This is a genomic window from Pseudomonas sp. RGB (assembly GCF_007713445.1).
Taxonomy (GTDB): domain Bacteria; phylum Pseudomonadota; class Gammaproteobacteria; order Pseudomonadales; family Pseudomonadaceae; genus Aquipseudomonas.
Window position 1 is genome coordinate 172,469 of record NZ_VMSH01000007.1, and the last position, 14,399, is coordinate 186,867.

Below are 14,399 nucleotides of genomic sequence, written 5' to 3' on the forward strand. Positions count from 1 at the left end.
GGATATCGACCATGCTGCTCAGTTATCTGCGGTTGGTGCTGTTTGCCATTGGCTTGTTGGTCGGTGTGCAGGTGCCGGGTTTCATCAACGACTACGCCAAGCGCGTCGAGGCCCACCTGATCGAGGCCCAGACCGGCCTCAGCGGGTTTGAAAGCACCGCACGGCAGTTCTTCAACGGTGATTTGCAGGCGTTGGTGGCGCATTACCGCGCCAGCGATGACCCGGTGTTCCAGAGCGACGCCAACAGCCTGGGCACCCTGCTTGATCGACAGGTGGCGTTGGACAAGCAATTCCAGGCCATGCAAGGCCCGTGGTACATCCGCGCCCTGCAAGTGGCGGTGGCGGCGGACCCGGCGATTCGCCTGGAAACCTGGAATGGCTACAGCTATCAGATCCTGCTGACGCCGGAGGCGATGGGCTGGGGCCTGGGCGGGGCGATGCTGTTGTCGTTCGGCATTGAATGCCTGTTCCGCTTGATTGACTGGGTGGTGTTGGGCGGCAAGCGCCTGCGTCAGAGCCGGCCGATTGAAGAGCGAGACCTGAAGGGCCTCTAGAACCGCTGAAAATCTAAATGTGGGAGTGGGCTTGCCCGCGAATGCGGTGGATCAGTCGCCTAATAGGTTGGCTGACACTGCGCATTCGCGAGCAAGCCCGCTCCCACATTTGGCCCCGGTTTTTTCAGTGGCTTAGCACCATATTCGCTTCGCCGACCTCTTCGGCATAGCGGGCCACCACCTTCTGGCACAGCCCGACAATCTCCTCCACCAACTCCACGCCCACCCGCCACGACACCACCACCTGCAAATTCGGCAGCTTCTGCGCCATCGGCAGCATCACCAACTCCCCGCGCGCCAGTTCCTCGCTGACCAGCACCGGCGGCAGTGCGCCAATCCCGAAGCCATCGCGCAGCAGGCGGGTAATCGCCGACACCGAATTCACGCAGTTCATGCGCGGTGCGGCGACGCCGTTGGCCTGCATCAGGCTCAGCACGTCCTGGTGTGGGTGGGAGTTTTTCGAGTAGGTAATGATGCGCTCCTGGGCCAGTTCGGCGAGGGAGGCGTAGTCGCGGTTGTAGAGGGAATGGCTGGCGACGATCCAGGCCATCGGGTGGCTGGCCAGTTCCAGGCTGCGCACGGTTTCCAGGCGCAGCAGGTCGGTTTGCAGGATCAGGTCGAGGAAGCCTTTTTGCAGTTGATCGCTGAGGTTCAATGCGGTATCGGCGACCAATTCGATTTCCACCAACGGGAAGTGGTCCATCAATTCGGCCACCAAGGGGCTGAGCCAGGTGTGAATCACCGTGTCCATCGCGCCGATGCGAATCCGCCCGACCTTGCTGCTGGTGGTTTCCAGTGACTGCTTCAAACCCTGCATGGTCACCATCATCTGCTCGGCGTAATCGAGCACCTTCAAGCCTTCCGGGGTCAGGCTCACGCCGCGTGAGTCGCGTAGAAACAGCTTCACACCCAACTCGCTCTCGAGCACGGCAATGCGGCTGGAAATCGAGGCCTGGGTGGTGAACAACTTCTCGGCGGTCAGGCGAAAGCTCTTGAGCTTGGCCACCCAGACGAAGGTTTCGAGGAACTTCAAATTCATGGGATCAACTTTTCTTATGCATGGATCGGTTTTTATTAGTTGGACGCCGCACCGGGCAAACGCCAAAAATCGAGCTATTCCACGATAAGCGTCGTTGGGGTGTGAGGACAAGTTGCCAGTTCTGTACGAAAAATCCCACACTACAAAAAATACAACGCCTGAAAAACAACGCCTGGAGGAGCACCCACCGTGAGCCGTCTGCTATTGAATTGCGACATCGGCGAAAGCTTTGGCAACTGGACCATGGGTCTGGACGCCGAGGTCATGCCGTTCATTGATTGTGCCAACGTGGCGTGTGGCTTTCATGCCGGCGACCCGAGCATCATGCGCAAGACCGTCAGTCTGGCCTTCAAGCACGGCGTGCAAGTGGGGGCGCACCCGGCGTACCAAGACCTGCAAGGCTTCGGTCGCCGCTCCATGGCCTACACACCGCAGGAAATCCAGGACCTGCTGCACTACCAGATCGGCGCCCTCGACGGCATCTGCCGTGCGCAAGGCGGGCGGGTCAGCTACGTCAAACCCCATGGCGCGATGTACAACGACATGATGGCCAACCCTGCGCAATTGCGCGCAGTGATCCAGGCCGTGGCCGCGTATGGCGACCTGCCGCTGATGCTGCTGGCCACCCGCGACAACAGCGCGGCCCAGGCCTTGGGCGATGAGTACGGGGTGACCTTGTGGTTCGAGGCTTTTGCCGACCGCGCATACGACCCCAAGGGGCATCTGGTCTCGCGCCAGTTGCCGGGCGCCGTGCACCATGACTCCGAAACCATCGTGCAGCAGGCCCTGACGATTTCCCGCGGCGACGCCCTGACCGCCAGCGATGGCAGCGCCATGGTGTTGCAGGCCAACACCTTGTGTGTGCACGGCGACAACGCCAGTTCGGTGGCCGCCGTGAAGCGTATCCGCGAGGCTCTGAAGCCAGCATGAAGCCACGCATTGAAGTGGTGGCGATCGACTGCCTGATGGTGCGTCTGTTTGATGTGATTGCCGAAGCCAACATGCCGTGGATGCTCGCTGCCACTCAACGTCTGCGCGAAGGTTTTGGCCCAGCGTTGGTGGACCTGGTGCCGTCCTACACCACGCTGATGGTGCATTACGATCTCACCGCGTTGAGCCCGGCGCAGGCCAGGGAGTTGATCGGCCAGGCGCTGACCGACCTGCAGCCTCAGGCCCAGGGCAGCGGCCAGCGTCACGTGTTGCCGGTGTGGTACGACCTGAGTGTCGGCCCGGAACTGAGCTTGCTCAGCCAGCGCAGCGGTCTGTCGGTTGAAGACGTGATCCGCCGCCACAGTGCCCATGAATACCAGGTGTTCGCCCTCGGCTTTGCCCCCGGTTTTGCGTTTATGGGGTTGGTGGACGAAATCCTCGCGACGCCGCGCCTGAATACCCCGCGAAAGCGCGTGGCGGCTGGCAGCGTCGGCATCGCCGAGCGGCAAACCGCCGCGTACCCGGTGGTCTCGCCCGGTGGCTGGAACCTGATCGGTCGCACCCCGGCCAAGCTGTTTGACCGCGAACGCGACGGTTACAGCCTGATGCAGCCCGGCGATACGGTGCGTTTCGAGGCGGTCGGCCACGCCGAATTTATCAAGCTGGGTGGCGATGACACGCCGTTGGAGGCGCAGGCATGAGCCGCTTGTTGATCGAGGCCAGCACGCCGCTGTGCCTGTTGCAGGATGCCGGTCGCTTTGGCGTGCGCCACCTGGGCGTGACCCAGGGTGGCGCGCTGGACTGGGTGTCGATGTCCTGGGCCAACTGGCTGCTGGGCAACGTGCTGGATGCGCCGGTGGTGGAAATCACCTTGGGCGGGTTCACCGTGCAGGCCGAGGCGTATTGCTTGCTGGCATTGGCCGGCGCGGATCTGGGCGCGTACATCGATGAGCGTGCGATCAGCCCGGGACGCAGCTTTATCCTGCAAAAGGGCCAGCGTTTGCGCTTTACCCAGCCGTTCAATGGCGCGCGGGCGTACCTGGCTGCGCCAAGCGGGTTTGATGCGCCGCAGGTGCTGGGCAGTTGCGCCACGGTGGTGCGAGAGGAATTGGGCGGGCTTGACGGTTTCGGCAAGGCATTGGTCGAAGGCGGGCGGTTGATGTATTCCGGAACGGGCGGTGCGATGAAGGTGTTGGGTAGCGCGGATTTGCAACCCGCTGCACCACTGGAGGTGATAGTCGGCGCACAAATCGGTCAATTCAGCGGCCAGAGTTTGTTCGATGCCTTCAACACCGAATGGGCGCTGGACAGCCGCGCCGACCGCATGGGCATGCGTCTGCTGGGCACGCCGTTGCAGTATCAGGGGCCGTCGTTGATCTCCGAAGGGATTCCGCTGGGAGCGATCCAGGTGCCGCCGGATGGGCAGCCGATTGTGTTGCTCAATGATCGGCAGACCATTGGCGGCTACCCGCGTTTAGGCGCGTTGACGCCCTTGGCGCTGGCGCGGCTGGCGCAGTGTTTGCCGGGGGAGAAGGTGCGCTTGGCGCCGGTGGTGCAGGAGACAGCGCATCGCCAGCATGTGGACTTTTTGCAGCGCTTCAGCGAAGGCTAACAATGTAGGAGGGGGCTTGCCCCCGATAGCGGTCTTTGAGTGCCAAATGCATTGACTGAGGCGCTGCTATCGGGGGCAAGCCCCCTCCCACATTGGATTTATGGTGCATGTGAGTTACTTGGAGAGAAAACGCATCCCTTCTTCCAGGCCCCGCAGCGTCAGCGGGTACATCTGATCTTCCACCAACTCCCGCACAATCCCCGTCGACGCCGTATACCCCCACGTGTCTTTCGGGTACGGATTAATCCAGATCAGCTTCTTGTACTTGGCCATGAAGCGCTGCATCCACACGTACCCAGGCTCCTCATTCCAGTGCTCGACGCTGCCGCCGGCCTGGGTGATTTCATACGGCGCCATCGACGCATCGCCGATAAAAATCACTTTGTAATCGGCGCCGTATTTATGCAGCAAGTCCTGGGTGGAGGTGCGTTCGGAGGTGCGCCGCTGGTTGTTCTTCCACACCGACTCGTACACGAAGTTATGGAAGTAGAAGTACTCCAGGTGCTTGAACTCGGTCTTGCACGCGGAGAACAGCTCTTCGCAGATCTTCACGTGGGCGTCCATTGAGCCGCCGATGTCGAACAGCAACAGCAGTTTGATGGTGTTGCGCCGCTCCGGACGCATCTGGATATTCAGCAGCCCGGCATCGCGGGCGGTGTGGTCGATGGTGCCGTCGATGTCCAGTTCTTCGGCCGCACCCTGGCGCGCGAACTTGCGCAGGCGGCGCAGGGCAATCTTGATGTTGCGCGTGCCCAGCTCCACCTGATCGTCGAGGTTCTTGTACTCGCGCTGGTCCCAGACTTTTACCGCCTTGCCCTGGCGCTTGCCGGCGTCACCCACACGGATGCCTTCCGGGTTGTAGCCGCCGGAGCCGAACGGGCTGGTGCCGCCGGTGCCGATCCACTTGTTGCCGCCGGCATGGCGCTCTTTCTGTTCTTCCAGGCGTTTCTTGAATTCTTCGATGAGCTTGTCCAGGCCACCGAGGGACTGGATCTGCGCACGCTCTTCATCGCTCAACGAGCGTTCGAATTCCTTGCGCAGCCACTCTTCGGGAATCAGCGCCTGCAGGTGGTCGTCGAGCTTTTCCAGGCCGTTGAAATAGGCACCGAACGCGCGGTCGAACTTGTCGAAATGCCGTTCGTCCTTGACCAGAATCGCCCTGGCCAAGTAGTAAAACTCGTCCATGTCGGCGAAGACCACACGCTGTTTCAGCGCATTGATCAGGTCGAGCAGCTCGCGCACCGACACCGGCACCTTGGCGGCGCGCATTTCATTGAACAGGTTGAGCAACATTATCGATTACCGCGACGGCTCATGAAGGCCAGACGTTCCAGCAACTGCACGTCTTGCTCGTTTTTCACCAGGGCACCGGCCAACGGCGGGATGGCTTTGGTGGGGTCGCGTTCGCGTAACACGGCTTCGCCGATGTTGTCGGCCATCAGCAGCTTGAGCCAGTCGACCAACTCGGAGGTGGACGGCTTTTTCTTCAGGCCTGGCACCTTGCGCACGTCGAAGAACACGTCCAGTGCTTCGCTGACCAGGTCTTTCTTGATGTCGGGGTAGTGCACGTCGACGATCTTTTGCAGGGTGGTGCGGTCGGGGAAGGCGATGTAATGGAAGAAGCAGCGGCGCAGGAACGCGTCCGGCAGCTCTTTCTCGTTGTTGGAGGTAATGATGATGATCGGGCGTTTCTTGGCCTTGATGGTCTCGTCGATTTCGTAAACGTAGAACTCCATCTTGTCGAGTTCTTGCAGCAGGTCGTTGGGGAACTCGATGTCGGCCTTGTCGATTTCATCGATCAGCAGAATCACCCGCTCTTCGGACTCGAAGGCTTCCCAGAGCTTGCCCTTCTTCAGGTAGTTGCGCACATCGTGGACTTTGTCCACTCCCAGTTGCGAGTCGCGCAGGCGGCTGACCGCGTCGTACTCGTAGAGGCCCTGATGCGCCTTGGTGGTGGATTTGATGTGCCAGGTGATCAGCTTGGCGCCAAAGGATTCGGCCAGTTGCTCGGCAAGCATGGTCTTGCCGGTGCCGGGCTCGCCCTTGACCAGCAACGGCCGCTCCAGGGTGATGGCGGCGTTGACGGCCAGTTTCAGGTCATCGGTAGCCACATAGGCCTGGGTGCCTTCGAACTTCATCGGTCATTCCTCGAATTCATCAATGCCCGGACTATACCGCGCGGCCCCGGCGACTGTGAACGCAGACGGGTTATTCAGTCTCTGAATGGCCGGTCACACGCGACCCTTGGCGGCTTTCTCCAACGCGTACGCCCGCGCGTCCGCTTTGTCCCTGAGCTTGCTGCCGCCCCACAGGGCCAGCGCAGCCAAAACCAGTGTGCCGATGCCGGCGAGGATCATCATGCCGGCGAGGGGGCCGCCGTGCATGGCGAACCCCACTATTTTCACGAAGCCTGAATAGGCCAAGAGGTAGCCAAAAATTGTCAGTATCCAGCCTGTGATGCGCATGCTCAGTGTCCTTACTCGTTGTTGTCATTGATCCGTTGGCACGCTAACCGATAGCCCGTTTCCCGGTAGGGCGTAGGACTTAGTTTGCACTGGGCTTGGGTTGTTCATACCGGGCATTGAATGCCTGGATAAAACCATTACGCAAAATCGCCAAAAATGCCGAGAACGCGCTGATATTTTGCTGGTGCACGCTGCCGCTGAGTTCCACGCGAGTGGCAAACTGGTTTTTGTTCTGGTTCTTTAATACGGTCTCGCTGGCGCCGACCACGGCTTCCCAGATCGAGCGGAAGATATTCTTGTCCTTGTTTTCGACATCCTGTTTCCAGTCGAACACCTCTACGTCACGCAGCAGCGGCTTGATATAACCGCTCAGTTGGCCTTTTTCAGCCTGCGCTTCGACCACCACATCGCCCGTGCCGGCCTTGAAGTCGAACTTGCCGTACGCCGACGCGAAGTCATTCAGGCGTTTGAGTTGAATATCCTTGGCGCGAAAGCGGAATTCGAAGTCTTCGAAGTTGCTCAGCGGGTCGAAAGCAGCGGTGGCTTCCAGTGGCGCCTGGCCGAGCAATTGCGCCTTGCCTTCAAAGGTGGCGTCCCGCTTGCCTTTGATGTCCACCACATTGGTCAGGTTGTAGAAGCTGGCGTTGACCTGGGTGGCGTAGATATTCACCGCGGGCTTGGAATTGAAGTTGTGGAAGGCGATCTTGCCGTCCTGAATGCGGACTTCGTTAAGGGTGATCGGCAACAATTTGCCCAACTGTTCACGCCAGTCGGTGCCTTTACCGGTCTGCGATGCCTGTTGGTTGCCACCGTCGACGAAGTTCAGCTCGGGCTGGAAGAACTGCACCTCGGCCACCACCGCATGGTCGTACCACAACGAATGCCAGCTCACCGACACGTCGATCACCGGCGCTTTGACGAACGGAACCGGCACTTTGCCGTCGACTTTGACGATCTGCAGGCCGTTGATTTTATAGGCCCCGCGCCACAGCGCCACGTCCACATCCGTGACCTGGCCGCGGTAATCACCCATGTCGGCGAGCTTGTCGTTCAGGTAGTTGCGCACCAGGTAGGGCAGGGCGAGGTCCAGGGCAATCAGTACTACCACCAGTATGGCGACGATCCATAGCAGCCCACTGTAGCGACGTTTCATGTGCAGGTTCTCCAACGTTATAGGCGATGGACCGCGCGCACCGGCGCAACGTTCCTCTGACTGGACGCCCACCAGCCCGAGGCATACCCTTGTGGCCTTGTTGAAATTGCCTTAAGGACCCGTCATGAGCCGTATCTTTGCAGACAACGCGCACTCCATCGGTAACACGCCCCTGGTGCAGATCAACCGCATCGCACCACGTGGCGTGACCATCCTGGCCAAGATCGAGGGGCGTAACCCGGGTTATTCGGTGAAGTGCCGCATTGGCGCGAACATGATCTGGGACGCCGAAAGCACCGGCAAACTCAAGCCGGGCATGACCATTGTAGAACCGACTTCCGGCAACACCGGCATCGGCCTGGCGTTTGTCGCCGCCGCCCGTGGCTATAAGCTGCTGCTGACCATGCCGGCGTCGATGAGCATCGAGCGGCGTAAAGTGCTCAAGGCGCTTGGCGCCGAGCTGGTGTTGACCGAGCCGGCCAAAGGCATGAAAGGTGCGATCGACAAGGCTGGCGAGATTGTCGCCAGCGACCCGGCCACCTACTTCATGCCGGCGCAGTTCGAAAACCCGGCCAACCCTGCGATCCACGAAAAAACCACCGGCCCGGAAATCTGGAACGACACCGATGGTGCCGTGGACGTGCTGGTGGCGGGCGTCGGCACCGGCGGCACCATCACTGGCGTGTCGCGTTATATCAAGAACACGGCGGGCAAGCCGATTCTATCGGTGGCGGTCGAGCCGATCGTTTCGCCGGTGATCACCCAGGCGTTGGCCGGTGAAGAGATCAAGCCGAGCCCGCACAAGATCCAGGGCATCGGCGCCGGGTTTGTGCCGAAAAACCTCGATCTGTCGATGGTTGACCGCGTAGAGCGGGTGACCGACGAGGAATCCAAGGCCATGGCCCTGCGCCTGATGCAGGAAGAGGGGATTCTGTGCGGTATTTCGTGTGGCGCCGCAATGGCCGTGGCCGTGCGTCTGGCCGAGAAACCGGAAATGCAGGGCAAGACCATCGTGGTGATCCTGCCCGACTCCGGTGAGCGCTACCTGTCGAGCATGCTGTTCAGCGATTTGTTCACCGACCAGGAAACCCAGGCCTGATCGGTTCTCCGTGGCAAGGAGGCTTGTTGTGGCGAGCGGGCTGGTTGTGGCAAGAGGGCTTGTCGTGGCGAGCGGGCTTGTTGTGGCGAGCGGGCTTGCCCCGCGTTGGGCTGCGAAGCAGCCCCCAAAACCTGACGCCGCGGTTTATCAGTTGCACCGCGGCGTCTGAAGTGGGAGCGCTGCGCGCTCCAACGCGGGGCAAGCCCGCTCGCCACAACAGCCTGCAAGCCACAACCAGCCCGCAGGCCACGACAAACCCGCCAGCCACAAGGCCCCCACGGTGTTGATTTATGTCAGCCGGTCGGCCTGGGCCTTCTGCATAATGGCCCAAGTGTTTATCATGGCCGGCTGCTACGTCTGGTTTCCCGTCGACGGGAGGCTGTTGGCCAGGCGCTTATTTCCAGGAGTTGCTGCATGACCTTTTCTTTGGCCGCCAAACTGTCGGTGTTGCTGTTGTTTATCGGCAGCACGCTGTATGTGCACCTGCGTGGCAAGGCGCGTTTGCCGATGTTGCGTCAGTTCGTCAACCATTCGGCGCTGTTCGCACCCTATAACGCCCTGATGTACCTGTTCTCGGCCGTGCCGTCCAAACCGTACCTGGACCGCAGCAAGTTCCCGGAGCTGGATGTGCTCAAGGACAATTGGGAAGTGATCCGCGAAGAGGCCATGCACCTGTTCGACGAGGGTTATATCCGCGCCGCCGAAAAGAACAACGACGCCGGTTTCGGTTCGTTCTTCAAGAAGGGCTGGAAGCGTTTCTACCTCAAGTGGTACGACAAACCGCTGCCATCGGCCGAGGCGCTGTGCCCGAAAACCGTGGCCCTGGTCAGCAGCATCCCCAACGTCAAGGGCGCGATGTTCGCGCTGTTGCCGGGCGGCAGTCACCTCAACCCGCACCGCGACCCGTTTGCCGGTTCCCTGCGCTATCACCTCGGGCTGTCCACGCCAAACTCCGACGATTGCCGCATCTTCGTCGATGGTCAGGTCTATGCCTGGCGTGACGGTGAGGACGTGATGTTCGACGAAACCTACGTGCACTGGGTGAAGAACGAAACCGACCAGACCCGCGTGATCCTGTTCTGCGACATCGAACGCCCGCTGAGCAATCGCCTCATGACCCGCGTCAACCGTTGGGTCAGCATGCAGTTGGGCCGCGCAACTGCGCCGCAGAATCTGGATGATGAACGTGTTGGCGGGATCAACCAGGCGTATGCCTGGAGCAAGACCTTCAGCGACAAGTTCAGCGGCGTGGTCAAGCAATGGAAACGCAAGCATCCCAAGGCCTACCGCATTGCGCGGCCGGTGCTGGCGGTGGTGGTGCTGGTGCTGCTGTGGAAGTGGTTGTTCAGCTGATTTGAAAGGTTAAACACAGGTTGAAATGTGGGAGGGGGCAAGCCCCCTCCCACATTGGTTTTGCAGTGTTGCTTAAGAGGCGATCAACTGGCGCAGTACATAGTGCAAGATGCCGCCCGCCTTGAAGTACTCGACTTCATTGAGGGTGTCGATCCGGCACAGCACCTCGACTTTCTCGCTGCTGCCATCCTCACGCGTAATCACCAACGTCAGGTTCATGCGCGGCTCGATCTCGGCATGGGTCAGCCCAAGAATGTCGATCTTCTCCTTACCGGTGAGTTTGAGCGCCTTGCGGTTCTGATCCAGCTTGAACTGCAACGGCAGCACGCCCATACCCACCAGGTTGGAACGGTGAATCCGCTCGAAGCTCTCGGCGATCACCGCCTTGACCCCCAGCAGGTTGGTGCCCTTGGCTGCCCAGTCGCGGCTGGAACCGGTTCCGTATTCCTGGCCGGCGATCACCACCAGCGGTGTGCCCGACGCCTGGTATTTCATGGCCGCATCGTAGATCGGCATTTTCTCGCCGGTGGGGATGTACAGCGTGTTGCCGCCTTCTTCGCCGCCGAGCATTTCGTTGCGGATACGGATATTGGCAAACGTGCCGCGCATCATCACTTCATGGTTGCCCCGGCGTGAGCCGTAGGAGTTGAAGTCACGCGGCTCCACGCCCTGCTCGCGCAGGTAGCGCCCGGCGGGGCTGTCTGCCTTGATGTTGCCAGCAGGGGAGATGTGGTCGGTGGTTACCGAATCGCCCAGCAAGGCCAGTACATTGGCGCCTTTGACGTCCTCGATCACCGGCAGTGGCCCGGCGATGTCGTCGAAGAACGGTGGGTGCTGGATGTACGTAGAGTCTTTCTGCCATACGTAAGTCGCCGCTTGCGGCACTTCAATCGCTTGCCACTGCTCATCGCCGGCAAACACCTCGGCATATTCCTTGTGGAACATGCCGGTGCTGACTTGAGCCACGGCGTCGGCGATTTCCTGGCTGCTTGGCCAGATGTCTTTCAGGTACACCGGCTGGCCGTCTTTGCCTTCGCCCAGCGGCTCGCTGCTGATATCGATGCGCACCGTGCCGGCCAACGCGTAGGCGACCACCAGGGGCGGCGAGGCCAGCCAGTTGGTTTTCACCAGGGGGTGTACGCGGCCCTCGAAGTTACGGTTGCCGGACAGCACCGAGGCGACGGCGAGGTCGGCTTTCTGGATGGCTTTTTCGATCGGTTCAGGCAATGGCCCCGAGTTACCAATGCACGTGGTGCAGCCGTAACCCACAAGGTCGAAGCCCAGTTGGTCAAGGTATTGGGTGAGGCCCGCTGCCTTGTAATAGTCGGTGACCACTTTGGAGCCAGGCGCCAGCGAGGTTTTTACCCAGGGTTTGCTGGTCAGGCCTTTTTCCACGGCTTTTTTTGCCACCAGGCCTGCGGCCATCATCACGCTGGGGTTGGACGTGTTGGTGCATGAGGTAATCGCGGCAATCACCACGGCGCCGTTTTTCAGGCGATAGGTGTGGCCGTCGTACTCATAGTCGGTTTCGCCCACCAAGTCGGCGTTGCCCACGGCGACACCGCCGCCGCCTTCGCTTTCCAGGCGGCCTTCTTCTTTGCTGGTCGGTTTGAATTGCAGGTCGAGGAAATCGCTGAAGGCCTGGCCTACATTCGGCAGCGACACACGGTCCTGCGGGCGTTTCGGCCCGGCGAGGCTGGCTTCGACGCTGCCCATGTCCAGTGCCAGGGTGTCGGTGAACACCGGCTCCTGGCCGGCGTTGCGCCACAGGCCCTGGGCCTTGGTGTAGGCCTCCACCAGCTTGACGGTTTCGGCAGGGCGGCCGGACAGGCGCAGGTAGTCCAGCGTCACCTCATCCACCGGGAAAAAGCCGCACGTGGCGCCGTATTCCGGCGCCATGTTGGCGATGGTGGCGCGGTCGGCCAGCGGCAGGTCGGCCAGGCCGTCGCCGTAGAACTCGACGAACTTACCCACCACGCCTTTTTTACGCAGCATCTGGGTCACGGTCAGCACCAGGTCGGTGGCGGTGATGCCTTCCTTGAGTTTGCCGGTGAGTTTGAAGCCGATCACTTCCGGAATCAGCATCGACACCGGCTGGCCGAGCATCGCCGCTTCTGCTTCGATGCCGCCCACGCCCCAGCCGAGTACGCCAAGGCCGTTGATCATGGTGGTGTGCGAGTCGGTGCCTACCAGTGTGTCCGGGAAGGCGTAAGTGCGGCCGTCTTCGTCCTTGGTCCACACGGTGCGGCCCAGGTATTCAAGGTTGACCTGGTGGCAGATGCCGGTGCCCGGTGGCACCACGCTGAAGTTGTCAAAGGCGCTTTGGCCCCAACGCAGGAAGGCGTAGCGTTCGCCGTTGCGCTGCATTTCGATGTCGACGTTTTGCTCAAACGCGCTGGTGCTGCCGAATTTGTCGACCATCACCGAGTGGTCGATGACCAGGTCCACGGGGGAGAGCGGGTTGATGCGCTGCGGGTCGCCACCGGCCTTGGCCACGGCGGCGCGCATGGCGGCCAGGTCGACCACGGCGGGCACGCCGGTAAAGTCTTGCATCAGTACGCGGGCCGGGCGGTATTGAATTTCGCGGTCGGACTGGCGCTCTTTGAGCCAGGCGGCGATGGCCTTGAGGTCGGTGCCGGTGACGGTTTTGCCGTCTTCCCAGCGCAGCAGGTTTTCCAGCAGCACCTTGAGGGACATCGGCAGCTTATCCAGGTCACCCAGGCTCTTGGCGGCTTCGGGCAAGCTGAAGTAGTGGTAAGTCTTGTCGTCGATTTGCAGGGTTTTAAGGGTTCTCAGGCTATCAAGGGATGACATTACATGACTCCTTATGGTCCGCACGGCTACGGACCTGACGGGACGAACAGAGCTTTCAACTTAGCCCTGTTTTCATTAGCAGGCTAATAACTGGACTCTATCGTTAAGTCCAAGGTTCCGAACTCGGCTATCATGCGCGCGTTTTCATGACAGGTAGTGCGATAGCGCAATGCCGGTTGATTCACCAGGAGAGTTGATGAACACCCTTTTTATGCACTGCCGGCCGGGTTTTGAAGGCGAAGTCTGTTCCGAGATCGCGGAACACGCCGCGCGCCTGAACGTTTCCGGCTATGCCAAGACCAAGACCGGCAGCGCCTGCGCCGAATTTGTCTGCACCGTCGAGGACGGCGCCCAGCGCCTGATGCACGGCCAGCGCTTTGCCGAGCTGATCTTCCCAAGGCAGTGGGCGCGCGGGGTGTTCATCGACCTGCCGGAAACCGACCGTATCAGCGTGATCCTCGCGCACCTGCAGGGCTTCCCGGTGTGCGGCAGCCTGTGGCTGGAGATGGTCGACACCAACGACGGCAAGGAACTGTCGAACTTCTGCAAGAAATTCGAAGTGCACCTGCGCAAAGCCTTGTTGAATGCCGGCAAGCTGGTCGACGACCCGAGCAAGCCGCGCCTGCTGCTGACCTTCAAGAGCGGCCGCGAAGTGTTCATGGGCCTGGCCGAGTCGAACAACTCGGCGATGTGGCCGATGGGCATCCCGCGCCTCAAATTCCCGCGTGAGGCGCCCAGCCGCTCCACCCTGAAGCTGGAAGAGGCCTGGCACCACTTCATCCCCCGCGACCAGTGGGATGAGCGCCTGCACAGCGACATGACCGGCGTCGACCTCGGCGCAGCCCCCGGCGGCTGGACCTGGCAACTGGTCAACCGTGGCATGTTGGTAACGGCCATCGACAATGGCCCAATGGCCGAAAGCCTGATGGACACTGGCCTGGTTCAGCACCTGATGGCCGACGGCTTTACCTTTGTGCCCAAGCAGCCGGTGGACTGGATGGTCTGCGATATCGTCGAGAAGCCGGCGCGTAACGCGGCCCTGCTGGAAACCTGGATTGGCGAAGGCTATTGCCGTGAGGCGGTGGTGAACCTGAAATTGCCGATGAAGCAGCGTTACGCCGAGGTGAAGCGTTTGCTGGAACGCATTGAAGACGGCTTCAAGGCGCGTGGTATTCGTGTTGAGATCGGCTGCAAGCAGCTGTACCACGACCGTGAGGAAGTGACCTGCCACTTGCGTCGGCTGGTGGATGTGAAGAAACAGAAGTCCCGCTGACACCTTGAGGTAACCACAAGACCAATGTGGGAGCGGGCTTGCTCGCGAAAGCGGTATAACAGTCGAAATTTATGTTGAATGTGCCCGCGTCTTCGCGAGCAAGCCCG

At 60.8% G+C, this 14,399-nt stretch carries 13 protein-coding genes; 7 read left to right on the top strand and 6 right to left on the bottom strand.

The genetic code is table 11. The features are described 5' to 3' along the window. Window positions 1–11 precede the first annotated feature (11 nt). A complete protein-coding gene (locus tag FPT15_RS16910; RefSeq protein WP_145163001.1) occupies window positions 12–554 on the top strand; it encodes a DUF2937 family protein in 543 nt (180 codons plus the stop codon). A gap of 124 nt (window positions 555–678) precedes the next feature. Here the strand turns inward: FPT15_RS16910 and FPT15_RS16915 are convergent, their stop codons facing one another. After that, a complete protein-coding gene (locus FPT15_RS16915; protein ID WP_145163004.1) occupies window positions 679–1,593 on the bottom strand; it encodes a LysR family transcriptional regulator in 915 nt (304 codons plus the stop codon). Between the two features lie 189 nt (window positions 1,594–1,782). On the opposite strand from FPT15_RS16915, the gene FPT15_RS16920 reads away from it, so the two are divergent. Genes FPT15_RS16920 through FPT15_RS16930 form a run of 3 tightly spaced genes read left to right on the top strand, consistent with a single transcriptional unit; the run spans window position 1,783 to window position 4,135 of the window. Next, window positions 1,783–2,523 carry a 5-oxoprolinase subunit PxpA gene (locus FPT15_RS16920; protein ID WP_145163006.1) on the top strand — a complete coding sequence of 247 codons (741 nt, stop codon included), beginning with the start codon at window positions 1,783–1,785 and terminating at the stop codon, window positions 2,521–2,523. Further along, window positions 2,520–3,224 (top strand): 5-oxoprolinase subunit PxpB, encoded by a 705-nt coding sequence (pxpB, locus tag FPT15_RS16925; protein ID WP_145163008.1) that lies wholly within the window; start codon window positions 2,520–2,522, stop codon window positions 3,222–3,224. The genes FPT15_RS16920 and pxpB overlap by 4 nt, the downstream gene beginning before the upstream one ends. After that, a complete protein-coding gene (locus FPT15_RS16930) occupies window positions 3,221–4,135 on the top strand; it encodes a biotin-dependent carboxyltransferase family protein (RefSeq protein WP_145163010.1) in 915 nt (304 codons plus the stop codon). The genes pxpB and FPT15_RS16930 overlap by 4 nt, the downstream gene beginning before the upstream one ends. A 114-nt stretch (window positions 4,136–4,249) precedes the next feature. Here FPT15_RS16930 and FPT15_RS16935 read toward each other — a convergent pair whose 3' ends face one another. The 4 genes from FPT15_RS16935 to FPT15_RS16950 all read right to left on the bottom strand — a co-directional run bounded on the left by FPT15_RS16935 (window position 4,250) and on the right by FPT15_RS16950 (window position 7,753). Continuing rightward, window positions 4,250–5,428 (bottom strand): VWA domain-containing protein, encoded by a 1,179-nt coding sequence (locus FPT15_RS16935; protein WP_017137401.1) that lies wholly within the window; start codon window positions 5,426–5,428, stop codon window positions 4,250–4,252. Further along, complete coding sequence (locus FPT15_RS16940; protein ID WP_003210690.1) at window positions 5,428–6,273, bottom strand: MoxR family ATPase; 846 nt, start codon at window positions 6,271–6,273, stop codon at window positions 5,428–5,430. Before FPT15_RS16940 ends, FPT15_RS16935 begins: the two co-directional genes overlap by 1 nt. Before the next feature lie 93 nt (window positions 6,274–6,366). Next, window positions 6,367–6,600 carry a hypothetical protein gene (locus FPT15_RS16945; RefSeq protein ID WP_145163012.1) on the bottom strand — a complete coding sequence of 78 codons (234 nt, stop codon included), beginning with the start codon at window positions 6,598–6,600 and terminating at the stop codon, window positions 6,367–6,369. Between the two features lie 79 nt (window positions 6,601–6,679). Then, the gene (locus FPT15_RS16950; protein WP_145163014.1) at window positions 6,680–7,753 is read right to left on the bottom strand and encodes a DUF748 domain-containing protein; all 1,074 of its coding nucleotides are present in this window, start codon (window positions 7,751–7,753) and stop codon (window positions 6,680–6,682) included. A gap of 124 nt (window positions 7,754–7,877) precedes the next feature. On the opposite strand from FPT15_RS16950, the gene cysK reads away from it, so the two are divergent. After that, window positions 7,878–8,852: a cysteine synthase A gene (cysK, locus tag FPT15_RS16955; RefSeq protein WP_145163016.1), complete on the top strand. Its 975-nt coding sequence runs from the start codon at window positions 7,878–7,880 to the stop codon at window positions 8,850–8,852. A 414-nt stretch (window positions 8,853–9,266) separates the two neighbouring features. Beyond that, entirely contained in the window at window positions 9,267–10,205 is a 939-nt protein-coding gene (locus FPT15_RS16965; protein WP_145163021.1) for an aspartyl/asparaginyl beta-hydroxylase domain-containing protein, read from the top strand. Window positions 10,206–10,277: 72 nt separating this feature from the next. Here FPT15_RS16965 and acnA read toward each other — a convergent pair whose 3' ends face one another. Continuing rightward, the gene (gene acnA, locus FPT15_RS16970; RefSeq protein ID WP_145163023.1) at window positions 10,278–13,019 is read right to left on the bottom strand and encodes an aconitate hydratase AcnA; all 2,742 of its coding nucleotides are present in this window, start codon (window positions 13,017–13,019) and stop codon (window positions 10,278–10,280) included. A 196-nt stretch (window positions 13,020–13,215) separates the two neighbouring features. Here acnA and rlmM point away from each other — a divergent pair, with 196 nt between their 5' ends. Further along, entirely contained in the window at window positions 13,216–14,292 is a 1,077-nt protein-coding gene (rlmM, locus tag FPT15_RS16975) for a 23S rRNA (cytidine(2498)-2'-O)-methyltransferase RlmM (RefSeq protein WP_145163025.1), read from the top strand. Window positions 14,293–14,399: the final 107 nt, after the last annotated feature.

Bases quoted from the DNA above. Each gene is read 5' to 3' on its own strand.
- cysK (WP_145163016.1), top strand. From the start codon at position 7,878: ATGAGCCGTATCTTTGCAGACAACGCGCACTCCATCGGTAACACGCCC.
- FPT15_RS16945 (WP_145163012.1), bottom strand. From the start codon at position 6,600: ATGCGCATCACAGGCTGGATACTGACAATTTTTGGCTACCTCTTGGCC.
- FPT15_RS16910 (WP_145163001.1), top strand. From the start codon at position 12: ATGCTGCTCAGTTATCTGCGGTTGGTGCTGTTTGCCATTGGCTTGTTG.
- FPT15_RS16930 (WP_145163010.1), top strand. From the start codon at position 3,221: ATGAGCCGCTTGTTGATCGAGGCCAGCACGCCGCTGTGCCTGTTGCAG.
- FPT15_RS16950 (WP_145163014.1), bottom strand. From the start codon at position 7,753: ATGAAACGTCGCTACAGTGGGCTGCTATGGATCGTCGCCATACTGGTG.
- pxpB (WP_145163008.1), top strand. From the start codon at position 2,520: ATGAAGCCACGCATTGAAGTGGTGGCGATCGACTGCCTGATGGTGCGT.
- FPT15_RS16915 (WP_145163004.1), bottom strand. From the start codon at position 1,593: ATGAATTTGAAGTTCCTCGAAACCTTCGTCTGGGTGGCCAAGCTCAAG.
- FPT15_RS16935 (WP_017137401.1), bottom strand. From the start codon at position 5,428: ATGTTGCTCAACCTGTTCAATGAAATGCGCGCCGCCAAGGTGCCGGTG.
- FPT15_RS16965 (WP_145163021.1), top strand. From the start codon at position 9,267: ATGACCTTTTCTTTGGCCGCCAAACTGTCGGTGTTGCTGTTGTTTATC.
- rlmM (WP_145163025.1), top strand. From the start codon at position 13,216: ATGAACACCCTTTTTATGCACTGCCGGCCGGGTTTTGAAGGCGAAGTC.
- acnA (WP_145163023.1), bottom strand. From the start codon at position 13,019: ATGTCATCCCTTGATAGCCTGAGAACCCTTAAAACCCTGCAAATCGAC.
- FPT15_RS16940 (WP_003210690.1), bottom strand. From the start codon at position 6,273: ATGAAGTTCGAAGGCACCCAGGCCTATGTGGCTACCGATGACCTGAAA.